Below are 16,741 nucleotides of genomic sequence, written 5' to 3' on the forward strand. Positions count from 1 at the left end.
TGTACGCAATGTAGCCAGGGTAATACTTGCATATCCTGTTCGCTACAAATTTAACTGCAAGTTTTATTCTCAGAGTTATTTAAAACGTTTTTTGTCCGGTTGTTGTCGTGGTATTCTTTTCCATACTTTTAAGTTCACAAAACCTTTTTGATGGAAATACTTTTCTCATACGATAAAAAGTTGGTTATTCAGGCTCTACGATACCATTTTATAAATCGATTTGAAGTAAGAATCCTGATGATTCTAGTAAATGTGTTTGCAATATTTTCCGCCGCTTTATTTTATTCTCATAAAGTTTCTCCATTAGCATTTCTCCTTAGTTCTATACTTTGGATAGGAATAATGATTTCTTTCTGGTTCTTTTTGCCCAATACTGTTTATAAAAAAGCCTCTACTTTCAGAGATACCTTTAAAATGACTTTTGGAGAATATCGTGTTAGGGTTGAAAATGAACGGGGCTATACGGAATGGAACTGGGAAAAATTCGCTTCTTATCTTGAAAGCCCTCACTTCGTCCATTTATATTTTGACAGCAAATCGTTTTTCCTTGTACCAAAAGTGGCAATCGAAAAAGAAGGAAATCTGGATGATCTTCGAAGGTTATTAAAGGAAAAAATAAGGTCGAAAAAATAATTCTACCATTATAATTGTTTTTCCATGTTGTAATGAGGAATAGTTACTTCTGTAAATTCTTCGCCCGAAATGGCATAACCAAGCCTTTCGTAAAACCCTGCAGCCGATTTGCGGGCATGCATGCAAACTTTTTTGTATCCTCTGTCGCGGGCTATGTTTTCTGCAAATTGCATTAGCACCCGCCCAATGCCCTTACCCTGCAGTCCGGCTTTTACCGCCATTTGCCTCAGCCTTACCGCAGTAGGATCTATTTGCGTAAGTATGCAACAACCCAGCATTTGATCATCTTCATATGCTGCAATAAGTAAGTCTTCTTTTTCCTTTTCAAGGTCTTCCTTCGAAAAGTCAAGGCCCAATGGCTTCCGCAAAATTTGCTTGCGTAACTCTACCATCTGGTTATACTCTTTGCTATTATGATCAATAATTTTTAAAGGCATATCAGTATTTAGCTTACAAAATAAGTTTTACGTACAAAAATATCATTTATAGCTTCGAAAAAATCGGTAATAGTATGAAAATGGTTCTTTTATTTGAATCAACAGATAAAGAGCTGCAATCTTTGAAAAGTGATCACTTAAATTATCAAGTTAAGTAGTGTTGGATTGTTGACAGCGATTCCAAAAAAAGATAATGCTTTTCCTTGTGAAAGAGGCGTTACCAAATGTATAGCGCTATTTATATTATAGATTAAGCTTACAATATTCCCCTTAAAGCTCTGGCGATTCCCCAATTATTCCCAGTTTTTCATATTTGGTTAAGCGAGGTTTTCTTCGTTTCGACTGACATTCAGATACTTAAAGTTTTGCATATGTTTTGCGGCTATCATCGACGGTGGGGGAATTAAAACAATAAAAATGGAATAATTTTTTAATGTATAGTTCTGGCATTTTTTAATCCTCTATAAAATATCTTTTAACTAAAAACAAAAAATTATGGAAAAGCCGATTTGTTATTTACCACGTTTAATATTAACGGCATCCGTTTTTATTACTGGTACCGTCGCCCATTCGCAAAGCAGTACAACAACCTCAGGTACTACTTCCACTAACACAGGTACTACTTCAGCTAACATGAGTGATACTGCCTTTATTAGTAAAAACATTATGGATAACATGATGGAAATACAACTTTCTGAAATGGGCAGAACAAAAGCAACTGATCCAAAAATAAAAACGTTAGCTCAGCAGATGGTTACTGACCATACCCAGATGCTGAATGAGTTACAGCGCGCTGCCAAAACCAGAAATATGGCGGTTATGACCATGGGTAGCGGTAACTGGGGATCGGGGAGCGGTAGTGGTACTACAGGATCCGGGATGGGTACAGCAGGGTCAGGTACAACTACGTCGGGAATGGGAACAACTGGTTCAGGCTCTGGAACTACAGGGAGCGGAACTACTGGTTCAGGGGTAGGTACTTCGGGTAGTAGTTCTACTTCAGGAATGGGTACTTCTGGTTCCGAAACAGGTACTTCCGGTAATCGTGCAGGAAGATCTGGTGTGGGAACATCTGGTAGTGGTACAGGATCTGGAGTGGGAACTTCTGGTACAGGAACAACGGGAAGTAGCTCTACAGGAAGAAATAACAGGGGAAATAGAAATGGCACTACTGCCGGCAGAACAGGAACTACAGGTGCGGGAATGGGAACTTCGGGTTCAGGCACAGGAACTACAGGAAGTGGTGCTACCGGTTCAGGGGTTGGCACTTCTGGTAGTGGCACAGGAACTACAGGTGCGGGAATGGGAACTACGGGTTCAGGCACAGGTACCACAGGAAGTGGAACTACTGGTTCAGGGGTTGGCACTTCTGGTAGTGGCACAGGAACTACAGGTGCGGGAATGGGAACTTCGGGTTCGGGCACAGGTACCAAAGGAAGCGGAACTACTGGTTCAGGGGTTGGCACTTCTGGTAGTGGCACAGGAACTTCAGGTGCCGGAATGGGAACTACGGGTTCAGGCACAGGTACCACAGGAAGCGGAACTACTGGTTCAGGGGTTGGCACTTCTGGTAGTGGCACAGGAACTACAGGTGCCGGAATGGGAACTTCGGGTTCGGGTACAGGTACCACAGGAAGCGGAACTACCGGTTCAGGGGTTGGAACTTCTGGTAGTGGCACAGGTACCGGATCTGGAATGGGAACTTCTGGTTCAACAGGTTCAGGAAGTGGAATGAATGGTATGGGAATGCATGGTGATATGACCGGAAGTGGCATGGCAGCAATGCAAGCACTTCAAAATGCAACGGGTACCCAGTTTAATGCAATGTTTGTTTCTCAAATGCTTGCAATGCATGAAGCGAAACTTACAGAACTTCAGTCAGCTGCAACTACATTAACTGACGCTGAACTGAAATCATCAGTTAACAGGGCAATCCCAATAATAAGGATGCATAGAGATATGTTGTCAAAGATGAATACTGGCGGAACTAGTGGTGGATCAAGCCAGCAGTAGAACGAAGGCTCCTAATAAAAGTAAAAGAGCGGCAATTTGCCGCTCTTTTACTTTTATTAGGAGCCTTTTATTTTAAACTTTTCTTCATGTTCTAAAGGTAGAAGAGCTAAAAAATTTTCAACTTGTTTAGCTGGCGGCGACAGAGACCACAGCAATATAGTTTCGCCTTGAGGCACTTAATTGGTGACCACAAATTGGAACTTACAATAGAATTACTAAAGTTGAACGAAATGCGACGCAAGGATGATGCTATAAAAAACAAATGTTTGGTTTCAAAAGAGTCTCTGACCTGATGGGCTTAAGATAAAAGGGTGGTCAAGGTAATCCAAGTTATAGTACCACCCCGCTATGTTTCTCCAACTGCATATTGTATAGGTTAGCATAATGACCACCTAAAGTAAGTAGCTCTTCATGTGTTCCCACTTCTTTAAGTTCACCCTTATCCATTACCAATATTTTACTCGCTTTCCTTATAGTAGACAAGCGATGAGCAATGACGATTGAGGTACGGCCGGCAATCAATTTGTCAATAGCCTGCTGTATTAAAGCTTCGCTTTCTGTGTCGATAGAAGAGGTTGCCTCATCTAAAATAAGAATTGAGGGGTTGTATAATAACGCCCTTATAAAGCTTAATAGTTGTCGCTGACCGAGGCTTAAAGTGCTGCCACGTTCCATAACGTTGTAATCGTACCCCTGGGGTAAACTCATAATAAAATCGTGCACTCCAATCATCTTCGCTGCCTGAACTACCTGCTCTTTTGAAATGGAAGGATTTCTTAAAGTAATGTTTTCGAGGACTGTACCTGAAAAAAGAAATACATCCTGCAACACCACTCCAATCCGGCTTCGCAAGACGTCTAACTTATAATCTTCAATATTTACGTCATCAATTTTTATCTCACCCTTTTGAATATGATAGAGGCGGTTTAACAAGCTTATGATAGAAGTTTTTCCACTACCGGTATGACCAACCAACGCAATGGTTTCACCAGGTTGAGCGGAGAAAGAAATGTTTTTCAATACGTACTGTTCTTTCACATAGGCGAACCACACGTTTTGAAGTTCAACTTTTCCCGCTATGGAATCAGGCGCGTAGGAACCTTCGGATTGAATTACATCGGGGTTGTCCAACACCTTAAAAACCCTTTCGCTAGATACCATTCCCATCTGTATAACATTGAACTTATCGGCAATTACCCTAAGGGGACGGAAAATCTGGTTTAAGTAAAGGATGAAAGCAACAAGCAATCCGGCGTCTAACTCGTTTCCTGCTATCCACCAAACCAGCAGGCCCATACTTACTGCCAACACAACCTCTACTACCGGGAAAAATATAGAATAGGCGAAAATTGCATGGATATTGGCGTCACGATGTTCTTTATTAATTTTTTTGAATTTCTTGAATTCCCGTTCTTCTGCCGCAAAAGCCTGTACTATTTGCATCCCGGTTATGTGCTCCTGTACAAAAGCGTTTAATGCTGAAACGGCGTTTCGCACCTTCATAAAAGAGCGGTTGACACTTTCTTTAAAGTAATACGTAGCAATTATTAAAATAGGGAAAGGAATAAGGCTGATTAGGGTAAGCCTCCAATCCATAAAGAACATAATAGCAAGGGTAAATATGATGGAAAGCAGGTCTGAAATAATCGGGATCAGCCCATCGGCAAAAATATCGTTGATGCTTTCAATATCATTTATAGTACGGGTAGTTAGGGTGCCAATAGGGGTTTTGTCAAACTGAGAAAGGTTTAGGGTCATTACTTTTTTATACACTGTTACCCGCATATCTTTTACAACACTCTGCCCAAGCCAGGATGTAAGAAAAGAAAAAATAAACCGGAAAGCAGTCTCAATAAAAAGAAAAACAATCTGGAAAATGGTGACAGCTATAATGAACCTTGTAGCATCTGAAAGATCTGTATTAAACATAAAGACCCTTAGCCATGCAGGCATGTTAAGTGGCTTGCCCGTAGCTACATCAACGGTAAGATTAATCAGGTAAGGTCTAACGGGTGCAAAAACTGCTAATAAGATGGAAAGAACAATACTTATGTATAAATATTTGTTGTAAGGCTTTACAAATTGAAAAACCCTTTTTAGTAATGAAAAATTAAAGACTTTCTTTTTAACCACATCAGACATAAGATCGCAAAAGTATTTATTAAGACTGTTATAAACCTGTTTAAAGAAAAGAGCCGCCAAGGGGGGCAGCTCTTAAAAAGAAAGATAATTTCTTTATCCCACCATTACTTTATTATAAGCCATTATGAAAAGTGCACCCAGGTTTTTGTATGGCGGTACGTAGTCTTCGAACATGTTATTGTCCTTCAATTTCTTGCCTAAGTTTTTCCACATTTCGGGCCAGTTCAAATCTTTGCCCTGCCTGAGCGTTTCTGTTATACTCATAATCATTGGTCCGTTAACAGCTCCGGTTCCGGTTTGCTTACTAGCGATTATATGAGCATAAGGAGAGATATCGAGCACACGGTTTATATTTTGGTACCCACCGCAGCTTCCCAGGAAAACAACTTTAGTTGTTCTGAATAATTGCTTTATTGTTGAGGCTACATGATAACTATGGCCACGATGTATTACAATAGTTGGCGTTAATTCATTGTCACTAAGATATTCCCCCAAATTTTCCTGCGCTTTATCATCTAATCCTTCTTTTTCGTCGAGGGGCTTGTTGGCATAAATAATAACAGGTATACCCTTCGTTGAACTTACTTCTATCCAGTCTGGCTTATTGACCATTTTCCATCCGGGAGTGTTATACAAACTCTTGAATTGATTATAAGAATAAAGACCATCCTTATCTCCAAAAAAGAATTGCTGAATAACAATTTTACCTTTAGCATCTTTTAAGGAGTTGTTGTTAACGATGTAAATAGGAGGAATGCCAAACTTTTTAGATATATCTATTGTACTTGTAGAGTCAAGACTTAGAAATATACTGTTTAGAAGATCGTAAATAGCCAACCCTCTTTTGTTCTCGTCTTTGTTTTGCTGTTGTAAGTTAGATTGAACTTCTTCTAAGATTAGTTTTCGTAGCGCCTGGTCAGAAATACTTGCATAACTGTCCGCCACATCTACTGCGTCTTCAAGGCTTCCTGTTTTTTCTAACCCACCTGCAAAAGACCGCATCAAAATTTCAGCATTTGCCTTCTCCATCCTTACCAAGAAGTTGTCGAGTGTATTGTAGTTTGCTGCCATTTTAATGAACTTTTTAAAATGGTCAAAGTTTACACTCATTAGAAGAGAGTCGCTGTTAGGGTTTTTCATTCGTTGAAATATCCTTTCATACACCTTTAGGTAGCTGCTTGTATATATTTCAGTCTCGGCCATTACACATAAGTAGTACAGCTCCTGTGGATTTAAGGGTTCTACTTTTTTCATTCTGATAATATCCGGCTCGTCGTGGAGGCCATTGATAACATTGATAAAACTTTCAATAGCTTTCCGCCTAAGCATTTCTGTTAGTGCTGCCATAGCCATTGGGGTGTCCCTTTTTCGTAAACGTTCCGCATAATCAATTTGCGTATTTACCAGCAGCCTGTAGTACTTAAACTCGTCACTTTTACTCTTGTCAATTTCCTCTCGCGTAACTCTGCCTTTATATAAATTATCAAGGAAAGGAAAATATAAGCGGCCTTCTTTTAAAGAAGCCAAACTTGCAATTGTTTTAATTAAAGGATCGTCGCTGTTGTGAATCTTTTTGCCAATTTCGGTATTTGATTGGGCGTATGAATACACATCTTCCTGATGTGTGCGGGCAGCTACTTTTAAAAGACTATCAGCAAATGCAGCATTAGGGTTTGCTTTTAAAATTTGGAAGATTTTTTCGGGATGCTTTTGCGAGTTCTTCAGAAGAAGTGCTTCCTTACCCTCAATAATTCCAACATTTTTCTGGAAGGCAACGCATTTTACAAGTATGTCTCCTATTTCATACTCGTTCTCAAGTAGCACCGGTTTTATAGATTGCTTTTTCTTTTCAAGGATCATGGCCTCTTCATAAGCATTAATAAGGTCCTGCAATTGATCCCCTTTCAAATTTCTAGACCTGTAACTACTTTCAAAGAAAGACAACGCTTCATTTAAGCTTCTAATAAACTTAACTTTTTGGTTTGCATCAAGGCTATTATCTGCTTCAATATTATCCTGAAGTTGATCTACTTTATTAAAAAGAGCATACGTTATTTGTTGATTTACTTCTGGGTCGTTCGTCGCATTAAAAAAATGATCTTCTTTTCTATCAAGCTTGTCAATTCCTTTTTGACTCTTGTCAACATTCTCATGAAAAATTTTTCTCATCAATGGAACCACGGGTCTTTGAGCGAAGGTGTGAAGCGAGAGCAATACAAGAAGTAGAAACAGTAAATTTTTGGACATATGATACATAGGTCAACAAAAATACTACCAAAGCCCGTTCCGTATCATCCTCTTTAAGTTTTTAGGTTTTTATTAGTGCTAATCGTAATACTGCTTACAATATTCAAGCAACGTCCTCCTGTAAAATCCGGTATAGCAGGCAGCTTTATTTGATTTTTTATAGATACTTTTAAAACTGCTTAAGTATATGATTGTACAACTTGTAAAGGAGTTAACAATTATATAATGCATTCAATCGGGTTGCACATTACCTTAAAATTACTTTTGTCTAAACAATTTGTTAATGGAGGCTACTTTAAAAAAGGTTTTAATAGTTGATGATGAACCAGATATTCTTGAAATCATTTCTTACAACCTGAAGAAAGAAGGATATGAAATTGTAACAGCTAAAAACGGAATCGAAGCATTAGAAAAAGCTTCCTCTTTTGAACCAGACCTTGTTATTCTTGATATTATGATGCCTAAAATGAATGGCATCGAGGTCTGTAAAGCGTTGCGATCGAAGCCTGAATACAATAATACGCTTATCATATTTCTTACTGCTCTAAGCGACGAGTCTTCTCAAATCAAAGGGCTCGAAACAGGCGCCGACGACTATGTAAATAAACCAATCAGCCCAAAGGTTTTGGTAAGCCGGGTGAACGCAGTTTTTAGAAGAATACATAAAGAAGACGGCAAAACACTACGACTTGGAAACATGATTATAGACCCCGAAAAGTTTATGGTTGTTCTGGATGGAAGTGATATTGTACTTGCAAAAAAGGAATTTGAGTTACTTTATTTACTTGCTTCAAAGCCAGGACGCGTTTTTTTGCGAAATGAGATACTCAGCCAGGTTTGGGGAGCCGAGGTAATTGTTGGAGACCGCACGATAGATGTACACATCAGAAAAATAAGACAGAAGCTTGGAATAGATTGTATAACAACAGTAAAAGGTGTAGGTTATAAATTTGAATTACAGGATTAAAAAAATCCGTTAATACCATATAACCCTTCAAAATAGCTTCTTAGCTGTTGTAAATCCGTCAAAAATGTTCGCCACAAAAAATCTTTCACCCCAGCAGCTTTCTTTATATACTGCAGCTATATTAACCATTCCAATCACCCTGGGCTATTATGTAATGCATCCAAATTGGTGGGTTTCGTTGATTGTGTTTGTAATTGTTTTTTTAGGCAGTTTTCTCCTAATTAAATTTACTCTTGAAAGATTTATTTATCGTAAAATCAAGCTCATTTACAAATTCATTTACCAAACCAAGGCTTCTAAAAGAGAAGAAACTTATTATAAATATATACTTCCGCAAAAAAGTATTGACGAGGTAAGAGAAGATGTAGAGAAATGGGCATCGCAGCAAAAAGAAGAAATTGAAATTTTAAGAAGTAACGAAGCATATCGAAAAGAGTTTCTTCAAAACCTGGCCCACGAATTTAAAACGCCCATTTTCGCAATCCAGGGTTATGTAGATACTTTGTTAGATGGTGCGATGGAAAATCCAGCAGTTCGCAAACGTTTTTTAGAGAACACAGCCCGCAACGTAGACAGGCTGGTAACCCTTGCAAGTGACCTTGACGAAATAACAAAGCTTGAAAGCGGCGAGCAACCCCTAAGTAAAGCCCCGTTCGTTATACAAGATCTGATTAAAGAAATATACGATTCTCTTTTTATAAAAACCGCTGCTAAAAACATTCGAACTTCTATAAAAAAGGGATGCGATCAGCCCGTAACTGTGTATGCTGATAAGGAAAAGATTAAGCAGGTAATTATCAATATCGTAAGCAATTCAACTAAGTACGGAAAAGAAAAAGGTCATATAGTAGCTAGTATTTACAAGACCGATGGACAGCACGTTTTAATTGAAATAAGCGATGACGGCATCGGCATTGCAGAGGAACATCTCCCTCGTATTTTTGAAAGATTTTATCGTACCGACCGAGGTCGGAGCCGCGATGTTGGTGGCACAGGTCTTGGACTTGCTATTTGCAAGCACATCATCGAAGCCCATGGTCAAACCATCCACGTGCGGAGCAAACCCGATATTGGGACCACTATTGGTTTTACGCTTGATGTAAAATAATTCTAGTTTTTTTTTGCAACCGGCTTCACTCCTTCTATCCACTTTTCTTGCGTCGCACACTTGTACTGTTTTTCATTATTGTACGAAGCTTCGGGCGGGGCTCAACTAAATCAACGTGTTCTACTTCTTCTGCCTTACAGCCCAGTCATCCATCTTTCTTTCCAGCACATCTAATGGCAATGCCCCGTCTTTTAAAATATTGTCATGAAAATCTGCAAGGTTAAAACGGTTCCCCAACTCTTGCTGGTTTTTATTTCTTAATTCCGCAATCTTTAAAGCGCCGATTTTATATCCCAGCGCTTGTCCCGGAATAGCCATGTAGCGTTCAATTTCTGCAGTAGCACCCTGTTCGCTGATCGCTTCATGCTCCATCATATATTTTATAGCTTCTTCTCTTGTCAGGTTTTTTGTATGCAGGCCAACGTCAACAACAAGGCGAATTGCCCTGTGTATTTCATCGCCCAATGCCGCCATATATTGATAAGGATCCGTGTATAGTCCCAACTCTTTCCCCAACGATTCACAATACAGTGCCCATCCTTCTATGTACGCGTTATTGCCACCAAAACGACGAAATTTTGGAAGGGTGGTATCTTCCTGTTGTAGCGAGATCTGGTAGTGGTGGCCTGGAATAGCTTCATGTAAAAACAAACTTTCCATTCCGCTTGTAGAGTTAAAAGTGGGTGCATCTAAGATGGGAACGTAAAATATACCTGGCCTTGTTCCGTCCGGCGAACCTTGGTTATATTCTGCACTTGCACTGGCCGCTCTAAAAGCTTCGGTTTGCCTGATTTCAAACGGTGTTTTTGGTACATTGTTAAACATTTTTTTCAGGTTAGGTTCTATCCGTTCATGAATTTTATCAAAAGCGGCCAATACTTCCGGCGCTGATTTAAAAGGCATAAATTGCTTTTCGTTTTTCATAAAATCAAAGAAAGCATTCATATATCCTTTAAATCCAACTGAATTTTTTACACTATCCTGCAATCTTCCAATCCGGGCTACTTCGTTAAGTCCTAACTGGTATATCCCCTCAGGGGTTTTGTTGGTAGTGGTTTGAGCACGTATTAAGTATCGATAATATTCTTTTCCATTTGGCAAAGCGCTTATGCCTGATGTTGCTCTTGATTTTGGCAGGTATTCGTTGGTAAGAAAATCGCCCAGCTTATTGTAAGCAGGAATAATTTGTTGATGAATGAGAGTCGTAAACGCTTTTTTTAAGCGACTTTTATCCTCATAAGAAAAACCATCGGGAAACTTTTTAACCGGGTCAAAAAACAAACTGCTGGTGTCTTCTTTCACCTGCATAGCTCGCATCTGAGGTATCATTTTAAAAACCAGTGCTTTTGGTAAAACATAATTAGAAGCAATACCTTTTCTAAAATAAATAATAGCACTATCCGCCCAAACTGAAAATCTTGATGCCCTGATTAACCAGTCATCGTAGTCTTTTACTGTTTTAAAAGGTTGGTTTCCTGCACCACTTCCCAATTGTGCGATTGTTAACGGAAGACCCCAAAACTGTTGAAAAGGAATGTGGTTCTCCGGGTAATTCAACCCTTCGAGGTTTATCTGCATCTCCCGCTTAAAACCATCAAAGCTCAGTTTATCCTTATCTGATAAATTTTCACGGTCATGCTTGATAACATAAGCAAGATAGCGGCTATAAAAATCTTTCAGGGTATCACGATAAGTGCCTGTAAAATCTATAGGTAAGACATGGTTATAGCGCAGATCACCAATTCCTGTCGCTTCAAGAGGGTACAACTTTAACCTGTCTTCGTAATAATTGTTTAATAGGGTTGCAAGCTCTTTATTGCCTTCTTTGCCAGCATTGGTATTACTTAACTTACAGGCAGTAACGGTGATTATTGCAAAAGCTATGATTAACGATCGTTTCATTAATAGTAGTTGAAGCGATAAATCTAGCTAAATGTTGATATAAGTAAAAAAATGTCGGTGGCGAAATAACAGCATGAAGACTAAAAGGAAACAAATGAAAGGCTCGTTTTTGTCGTTCTATAACTGCAACCAACCAAATGATAGCTCCCCTAAAGCCTGGTTTGGTGCAGGTGTTCAAGGGGTTGAATAGAGAAACATTTGTACAAGAGTGCGACGCAACAAAGTGCAATAGAAGCAGTGTTGCAGGGTTCATAATATTCTTATCCTTACAAAAAGCTTTATTACATTTGCTCATTAATTTTTTTACATGGAATATAACACACAGCGCAACCATTTAACAATGAAAGAATATGGCAGACATATTCAAAGAATGGTGGAACATGTGCTGACTATTGAGGACAGGCAGAAGCGCCAGCAACAGGCGCAGGTGGTGATTGAACTGATGGGAACGCTTAATCCGCACTTGAAAAACGTAGAAGACTTCAGGCATTTGTTGTGGGATCACCTGTTTTTTGTAAGTGATTTTAAACTTGATGTTGATTGCCCTTACCCGATACCAACAAAAGAAACATACAAACTAAAACCAGACCCACTTCCTTACCCTAAACGCAAACCGCGATATAACCACTTAGGTAAAAACCTTGAAATTGTAATTGATAAAGCATTGAAGGAAGAGAACCCTGAGAAAAGGGCAGGTTTTGCAAATTCTATTGCTTATTACATGAAGTTGGCCTACAGTAACTGGCATAAAGAATTGGTGCATGATGATGGTATACGTGCTGAGTTGAACGTAATAACAAATGGCCAACTTGAATTTGACAGTACGCCTTTTGTAAAACATTACCGCCCAAGCGAAGGCCGCGATAATAATAATCGTGGTGGGGGCTTTGGTGAGAACCGCTTTAAACGTAACAATAACGGTGGCCAGTTTCAGCGTAACAATCGTGATGGTGGAGGAGGGGGCAACCGAGAGGGAGGAAACCTAAGTCGTGACAACAGGAATGCCGGCAGTGCTGGTAGTCGGGATAACCGAAATGCACCTAACAATGGCGGCGCAGGAAGGGACAATAGAAACAACAAATTTGGAGGCAATAAAAAGCGTTTTTAGTGAGTAGTTTCCAGGTTACGGGTGGTAAAAGACTTAAGGGCGAAATTATTCCGCAGGGAGCAAAAAATGAAGCTCTTCAAATTATCTCCGCGGTTTTGCTTACCTCAGAAGAGGTAACTATCTCAAACATTCCTGACATAGTAGACGTAAACCTGCAAATTGAGTTGTTGCAGGAAATGGGCGTGAAAGTTGACAGAGTGTCGCGCGACACCTGTATTTTTCAGGCTGATGAAGTTAACGTTGATCACCTGGGATCAGAAGATTTCAGACAGAAAAGCGGAAAGCTTCGGGGGTCGGTTATGCTTGCAGGTCCATTGCTTGCACGATTCAAAAAAGCTTATATCCCCAAACCGGGCGGAGACAAAATTGGCCGCAGAAGGTTAGATACCCATATTATAGGATTTCAAAAACTAGGTGCCGAGTTTCACTTTGACGACGCCCAACATTTCTTTCAACTGAGTACTACCGGGTTAAAAGGGGTTGATATACTTCTGGATGAACCTTCTGTCACCGGCACTGCCAATATTTTAATGGCTTCGGTAATGGCTGAAGGAACTACTACCATTTACAACGCAGCCTGCGAACCATATTTGCAGCAGCTTTGTAAAATGCTCATTCGTATGGGTGCTAACATTTCGGGCGTTGGTAGCAATTTATTGAAAGTAGAAGGCGTAAAGACATTGAAGGGAACAGACCATCGGATGCTTCCGGATATGATTGAGGTGGGTAGTTTTATAGGTCTTGCTGCAATGACCCAGAGCGAGATAACCATAAAAAACGCGGGAATAGCGCATCTTGGCGTGATACCTGAAAAGTTTGCCCAACTTGGTATAAAGATGGAGTTTAGAGGAGATGATATTTTTATTCCTTCGCAGGAGAAGTATGAGATACAAACCTTTCTTGATGGAACTGTCTTAACTATTTACGATCATCCCTGGCCAGGCTTCACTCCTGATTTAATAAGTATTGTTTTAGTAGTAGCTACACAGGCTGAAGGCAGCGTACTAATTCATCAAAAGATGTTTGAAAGCCGCCTCTTCTTCGTTGACAAGGTTATGGAGATGGGCGCCCAAATTATTTTATGCGATCCCCACCGAGCTACAGTTATCGGACTGGGAAGAAAGCATGCCCTTAGAGGTATTACAATGAGTAGCCCCGACATCAGGGCAGGTGTAGCAATGCTGATTGCTGCGTTAAGTGCAGAAGGAAAAAGTACTATTCAAAACATCGAACAAATTGACCGGGGGTATCAGAATATTGATAAACGACTGCAGGCATTAGGTGCAGAGATAGTAAGGGTTGAGTAATTGGCTGATGGTTTAATTACTGAACTATCTGATTGTTTAATTGATCAGCCACGTGCCTCTTTTATTGCAACTTTCCCCTGAATTTAATCTGATGTTGCTCACTTGGGTGCAGCAGGATAGTAAAGGTCGATCCCTCACATGCAGTTGTTAAAAACGGTTCTCATAAGTAAGATGAACCATTATTTTTTGTTTGATAGCGGTAAAGGACGAAAAATTAATTCAACAACCTATCCATCTAACAATTCTGCACTTTACTCTCCTCCTTTTACTTCCACCATTTTATATTTGATCGCATTGTTTGCGGGCGTTATCGGTTCATCAATATAAGATGCGTACACTTTAGTAAAACATGCTCCATAATATAAAATGAATGAGGAGTAAAATACAAACAGTAATAGCAGTACGAGTGAGCCGGAAGCACCGAATATGTTTGTAATGTTACCTAGTGAGAGCATGTAACGAATAATTATTTTTCCGATAGTAAAAAGAACCCCGGTGAAAATTCCACCTACTACAACAACCTTCCATGTAGCCTTTGCCGCTGGTAATACCTTAAATAAAATAGAGAACCAGGTAGAAACAACAACTACTGAAAATGCATGATTAAAAAGGATGGTTAAAACGTTTGCCGTACGGGGTGGTATCTCACCAGTATATCTAAGTAGAAAAGCTTCCAATCCTTCTATAAGCATTCCGCCGATAAATAAGATACCAGCAAGCAATATTATAATCAGGGATACGGCTCTTTTTTCAACCTGTAACTTAAAAGGCTGAGGCGTGCCTTTTACATTCCAAAGCTGGTTAATGGAATCTTGTATGACTTTAAAAAGCGTTGTAGCAACAAACATCAGGAAGATAAATCCGGCTGCTACTAAAAACCAATTTTTTGCAAGAGATGTAAAACCAAGAAATGTTTCTCTGATTTGTGCAGCACTTTGTCGTCCTAAGACTTCAGCAAGTCGAACAAAAAATCTATCACGAAGATTTTGTATTTGAAATACGAGTCCTATTATCTGGACTAATATGATAATAATTGGAGGGAGTGCGAAAGTGGTAAAAAAAGCCGTTGCTCCTGCCAGGCGCAAGGGCTCGTTTCGCTTGAATTCATCAAAGGAAATAGCACAAATTTTTATAAACTCTTTGCCTCTTAGCCGCGCCATTAATCCAGGTAAGGTTTGTAGGGTTGAAAATGTGGATCGTGGGAAGGTTGGCTGAACCAAAAAATTTTCGAAGGTTCTTAAAGTTTCGAAGCAAAAGTGTTTATTTCTAAAAGCAGGAAAGTAACAAAGACTAAACCTTGCTTTTAGAAATAAATGAAATTAATTGTTGGGAATTATACAGCTTTCTTCTTGGTAACTGATAAACGGGTAAACTCACTTCCGTTAAACATTCTGCCAGTGTTTACATCCTTTGACTTATTATAAGTCTCAAGGTTAGCTTCGGTAACCAATCTCCAAAAATTTTTAGATTTTAGTTCTTCGTAATCTGTGTGCTTGATAAATATTCCGGTAATAGAATTACGTTTTTTAAATTCAACTTTAACTGTTGGGTTGTTTAATTGTTCGGTTTCAACAAATTTTGCAATCTGCTCTGGTAACATAGTAAAAATTTAATATAAGTGATGGTGGTAAAGCTAAGGAAATAGGTTTCACTAACCAATTTTTAGCAGCTTTATTAACTTTCGTTAACATATTTCATAAAACAACTGTTTATAAATCAATTTCAACTACACCAATTTCAACTTTAAAATGCATTTATTATTAGAGTAACCGTCATTTCTAAACGTGGCTGCAATTGAGTCAGTAATAGTAACAGACGCAGGTTTATACAAAACCCTTCCTTCTGTTCAAATTACTTTGCTTTATTTGCAATTCATTTTTAAGCTATGACCGGAAAATTAATCATTATTACGGCGCCATCAGGAGCAGGAAAAACAAGCATTACCCGGTATTTGCTTAATAAATATCCTAAGCTTGCTTTTTCGATCAGTGCTGCAACAAGAAGGCCGCGGGGAAAGGAAAAGCATGGAGTTGACTATTATTTTTTAGCTCTTGAAGAATTTCACGAAAAAATAGAAAACAATGAATTTATTGAATGGGAAATGGTTTATGAGGGCAAATATTACGGAACTCTAAAAAGTGAACTGGAAAGAATTTGGGCAGCCGGCAAAACGCCAATTCTAGATATTGATGTAAAAGGAGCGATACATGTGCAGCAACAATATCCTAAAAATACGCTTACAATTTTTGTACAGCCCCCCTCTGTTGAAGAACTGAAGAGAAGGCTTGAAGGTAGGGGAACAGAATCTCCTGAAAACATTGCTACAAGGCTTAATAAAGCTTCGTATGAAATGTCGTTTAATCACTCTTTTGATAAGGTTATTATAAACGATAACCTTCATCATGCTTGTGAGCAGACTGAAAGTGCGATTAAACAATTTGTAAATATTGATTAAGTATGAAGGTTTACGGAATTCGTAATTGCAATACAGTAAAAAAGGCAATCGAGTGGCTAAAGGATAACGGTACAGCGTCGGAGTTTCATGATTTTAAAAAGCAAGGTATTGCGAAAGAAAAATTGCTGGAGTGGGCAAAGGAGGTTGGCTGGGAAAGGCTGATGAATAAAAAAGGAACGACCTGGCGCAGTTTGTCTGCGGAGCAGCAACAAAACGTAAAAAATGAAGGAACTGCTGTAGCATTGATGCTTGAAAAGCCATCGATAATAAAAAGGCCCGTAATTGAAACTGGCGGAAAATTGATAGTAGGTTTTGTTGAAGAAGAATATAAAACAAATTTTAAAAAGCAGTAAATTAACGCTATGGCGTAGGCAAGCACTTCCTTTACCAATAGATTTACCACGTACTTTCTGAATATATTT

General features: G+C 39.1%; 14 protein-coding genes. 8 read left to right on the top strand and 6 right to left on the bottom strand.

The genetic code is table 11. The features are described 5' to 3' along the window. Positions 1-150: 150 nt before the first annotated feature. Complete coding sequence (locus tag JWR87_RS13830; protein ID WP_297821074.1) at positions 151-633, top strand: YcxB family protein; 483 nt, start codon at positions 151-153, stop codon at positions 631-633. Positions 634-641: 8 nt separating this feature from the next. Here JWR87_RS13830 and JWR87_RS13835 read toward each other — a convergent pair whose 3' ends face one another. Continuing rightward, positions 642-1,070: a GNAT family N-acetyltransferase gene (locus JWR87_RS13835; protein WP_297821077.1), complete on the bottom strand. Its 429-nt coding sequence runs from the start codon at positions 1,068-1,070 to the stop codon at positions 642-644. A 495-nt stretch (positions 1,071-1,565) separates the two neighbouring features. On the opposite strand from JWR87_RS13835, the gene JWR87_RS13840 reads away from it, so the two are divergent. After that, a complete protein-coding gene (locus tag JWR87_RS13840) occupies positions 1,566-3,083 on the top strand; it encodes a DUF4142 domain-containing protein (protein WP_297821079.1) in 1,518 nt (505 codons plus the stop codon). 330 nt (positions 3,084-3,413) lie between these two features. Here the strand turns inward: JWR87_RS13840 and JWR87_RS13845 are convergent, their stop codons facing one another. After that, positions 3,414-5,225: an ABC transporter ATP-binding protein gene (locus JWR87_RS13845; RefSeq protein WP_297821081.1), complete on the bottom strand. Its 1,812-nt coding sequence runs from the start codon at positions 5,223-5,225 to the stop codon at positions 3,414-3,416. A gap of 93 nt (positions 5,226-5,318) precedes the next feature. Next, positions 5,319-7,394, bottom strand: a complete 2,076-nt coding sequence (locus JWR87_RS13850; protein ID WP_297821083.1) for a hypothetical protein — start codon at positions 7,392-7,394, stop codon at positions 5,319-5,321. Positions 7,395-7,755: 361 nt separating this feature from the next. Here JWR87_RS13850 and JWR87_RS13855 point away from each other — a divergent pair, with 361 nt between their 5' ends. Continuing rightward, positions 7,756-8,439 carry a response regulator transcription factor gene (locus JWR87_RS13855; RefSeq protein ID WP_297821085.1) on the top strand — a complete coding sequence of 228 codons (684 nt, stop codon included), beginning with the start codon at positions 7,756-7,758 and terminating at the stop codon, positions 8,437-8,439. A 64-nt stretch (positions 8,440-8,503) separates the two neighbouring features. Continuing rightward, positions 8,504-9,547, top strand: a complete 1,044-nt coding sequence (locus tag JWR87_RS13860; RefSeq protein ID WP_297821087.1) for an ATP-binding protein — start codon at positions 8,504-8,506, stop codon at positions 9,545-9,547. A 120-nt stretch (positions 9,548-9,667) separates the two neighbouring features. On the opposite strand, the gene JWR87_RS13865 is transcribed toward JWR87_RS13860, so the two are convergent. Next, positions 9,668-11,449, bottom strand: a complete 1,782-nt coding sequence (locus JWR87_RS13865; protein WP_297821089.1) for a DUF885 domain-containing protein — start codon at positions 11,447-11,449, stop codon at positions 9,668-9,670. 307 nt (positions 11,450-11,756) lie between these two features. Between JWR87_RS13865 and JWR87_RS13870 the strand changes: the two genes are divergently transcribed. Both JWR87_RS13870 and murA read left to right on the top strand, forming a co-directional pair. Continuing rightward, positions 11,757-12,557, top strand: a complete 801-nt coding sequence (locus JWR87_RS13870) for a DUF4290 domain-containing protein (protein ID WP_297821091.1) — start codon at positions 11,757-11,759, stop codon at positions 12,555-12,557. Further along, entirely contained in the window at positions 12,557-13,864 is a 1,308-nt protein-coding gene (murA, locus tag JWR87_RS13875) for a UDP-N-acetylglucosamine 1-carboxyvinyltransferase (protein WP_297821093.1), read from the top strand. Before JWR87_RS13870 ends, murA begins: the two co-directional genes overlap by 1 nt. Before the next feature lie 251 nt (positions 13,865-14,115). Here the strand turns inward: murA and JWR87_RS13880 are convergent, their stop codons facing one another. Beyond that, positions 14,116-15,024, bottom strand: coding sequence for a YihY/virulence factor BrkB family protein (locus tag JWR87_RS13880; RefSeq protein ID WP_297821095.1), 909 nt, complete (start codon positions 15,022-15,024; stop codon positions 14,116-14,118). A 173-nt stretch (positions 15,025-15,197) separates the two neighbouring features. Beyond that, positions 15,198-15,464 carry a short-chain dehydrogenase gene (locus tag JWR87_RS13885; protein WP_297821097.1) on the bottom strand — a complete coding sequence of 89 codons (267 nt, stop codon included), beginning with the start codon at positions 15,462-15,464 and terminating at the stop codon, positions 15,198-15,200. A gap of 285 nt (positions 15,465-15,749) precedes the next feature. On the opposite strand from JWR87_RS13885, the gene gmk reads away from it, so the two are divergent. Continuing rightward, a complete protein-coding gene (gmk, locus tag JWR87_RS13890) occupies positions 15,750-16,319 on the top strand; it encodes a guanylate kinase (protein WP_297821099.1) in 570 nt (189 codons plus the stop codon). A 2-nt stretch (positions 16,320-16,321) separates the two neighbouring features. Continuing rightward, positions 16,322-16,672 (top strand): ArsC family reductase, encoded by a 351-nt coding sequence (locus JWR87_RS13895; protein WP_297821101.1) that lies wholly within the window; start codon positions 16,322-16,324, stop codon positions 16,670-16,672. Positions 16,673-16,741: the final 69 nt, after the last annotated feature.

Source organism: Segetibacter sp. (assembly GCF_025963695.1).
Taxonomy (GTDB): Bacteria; Bacteroidota; Bacteroidia; order Chitinophagales; family Chitinophagaceae; genus Segetibacter.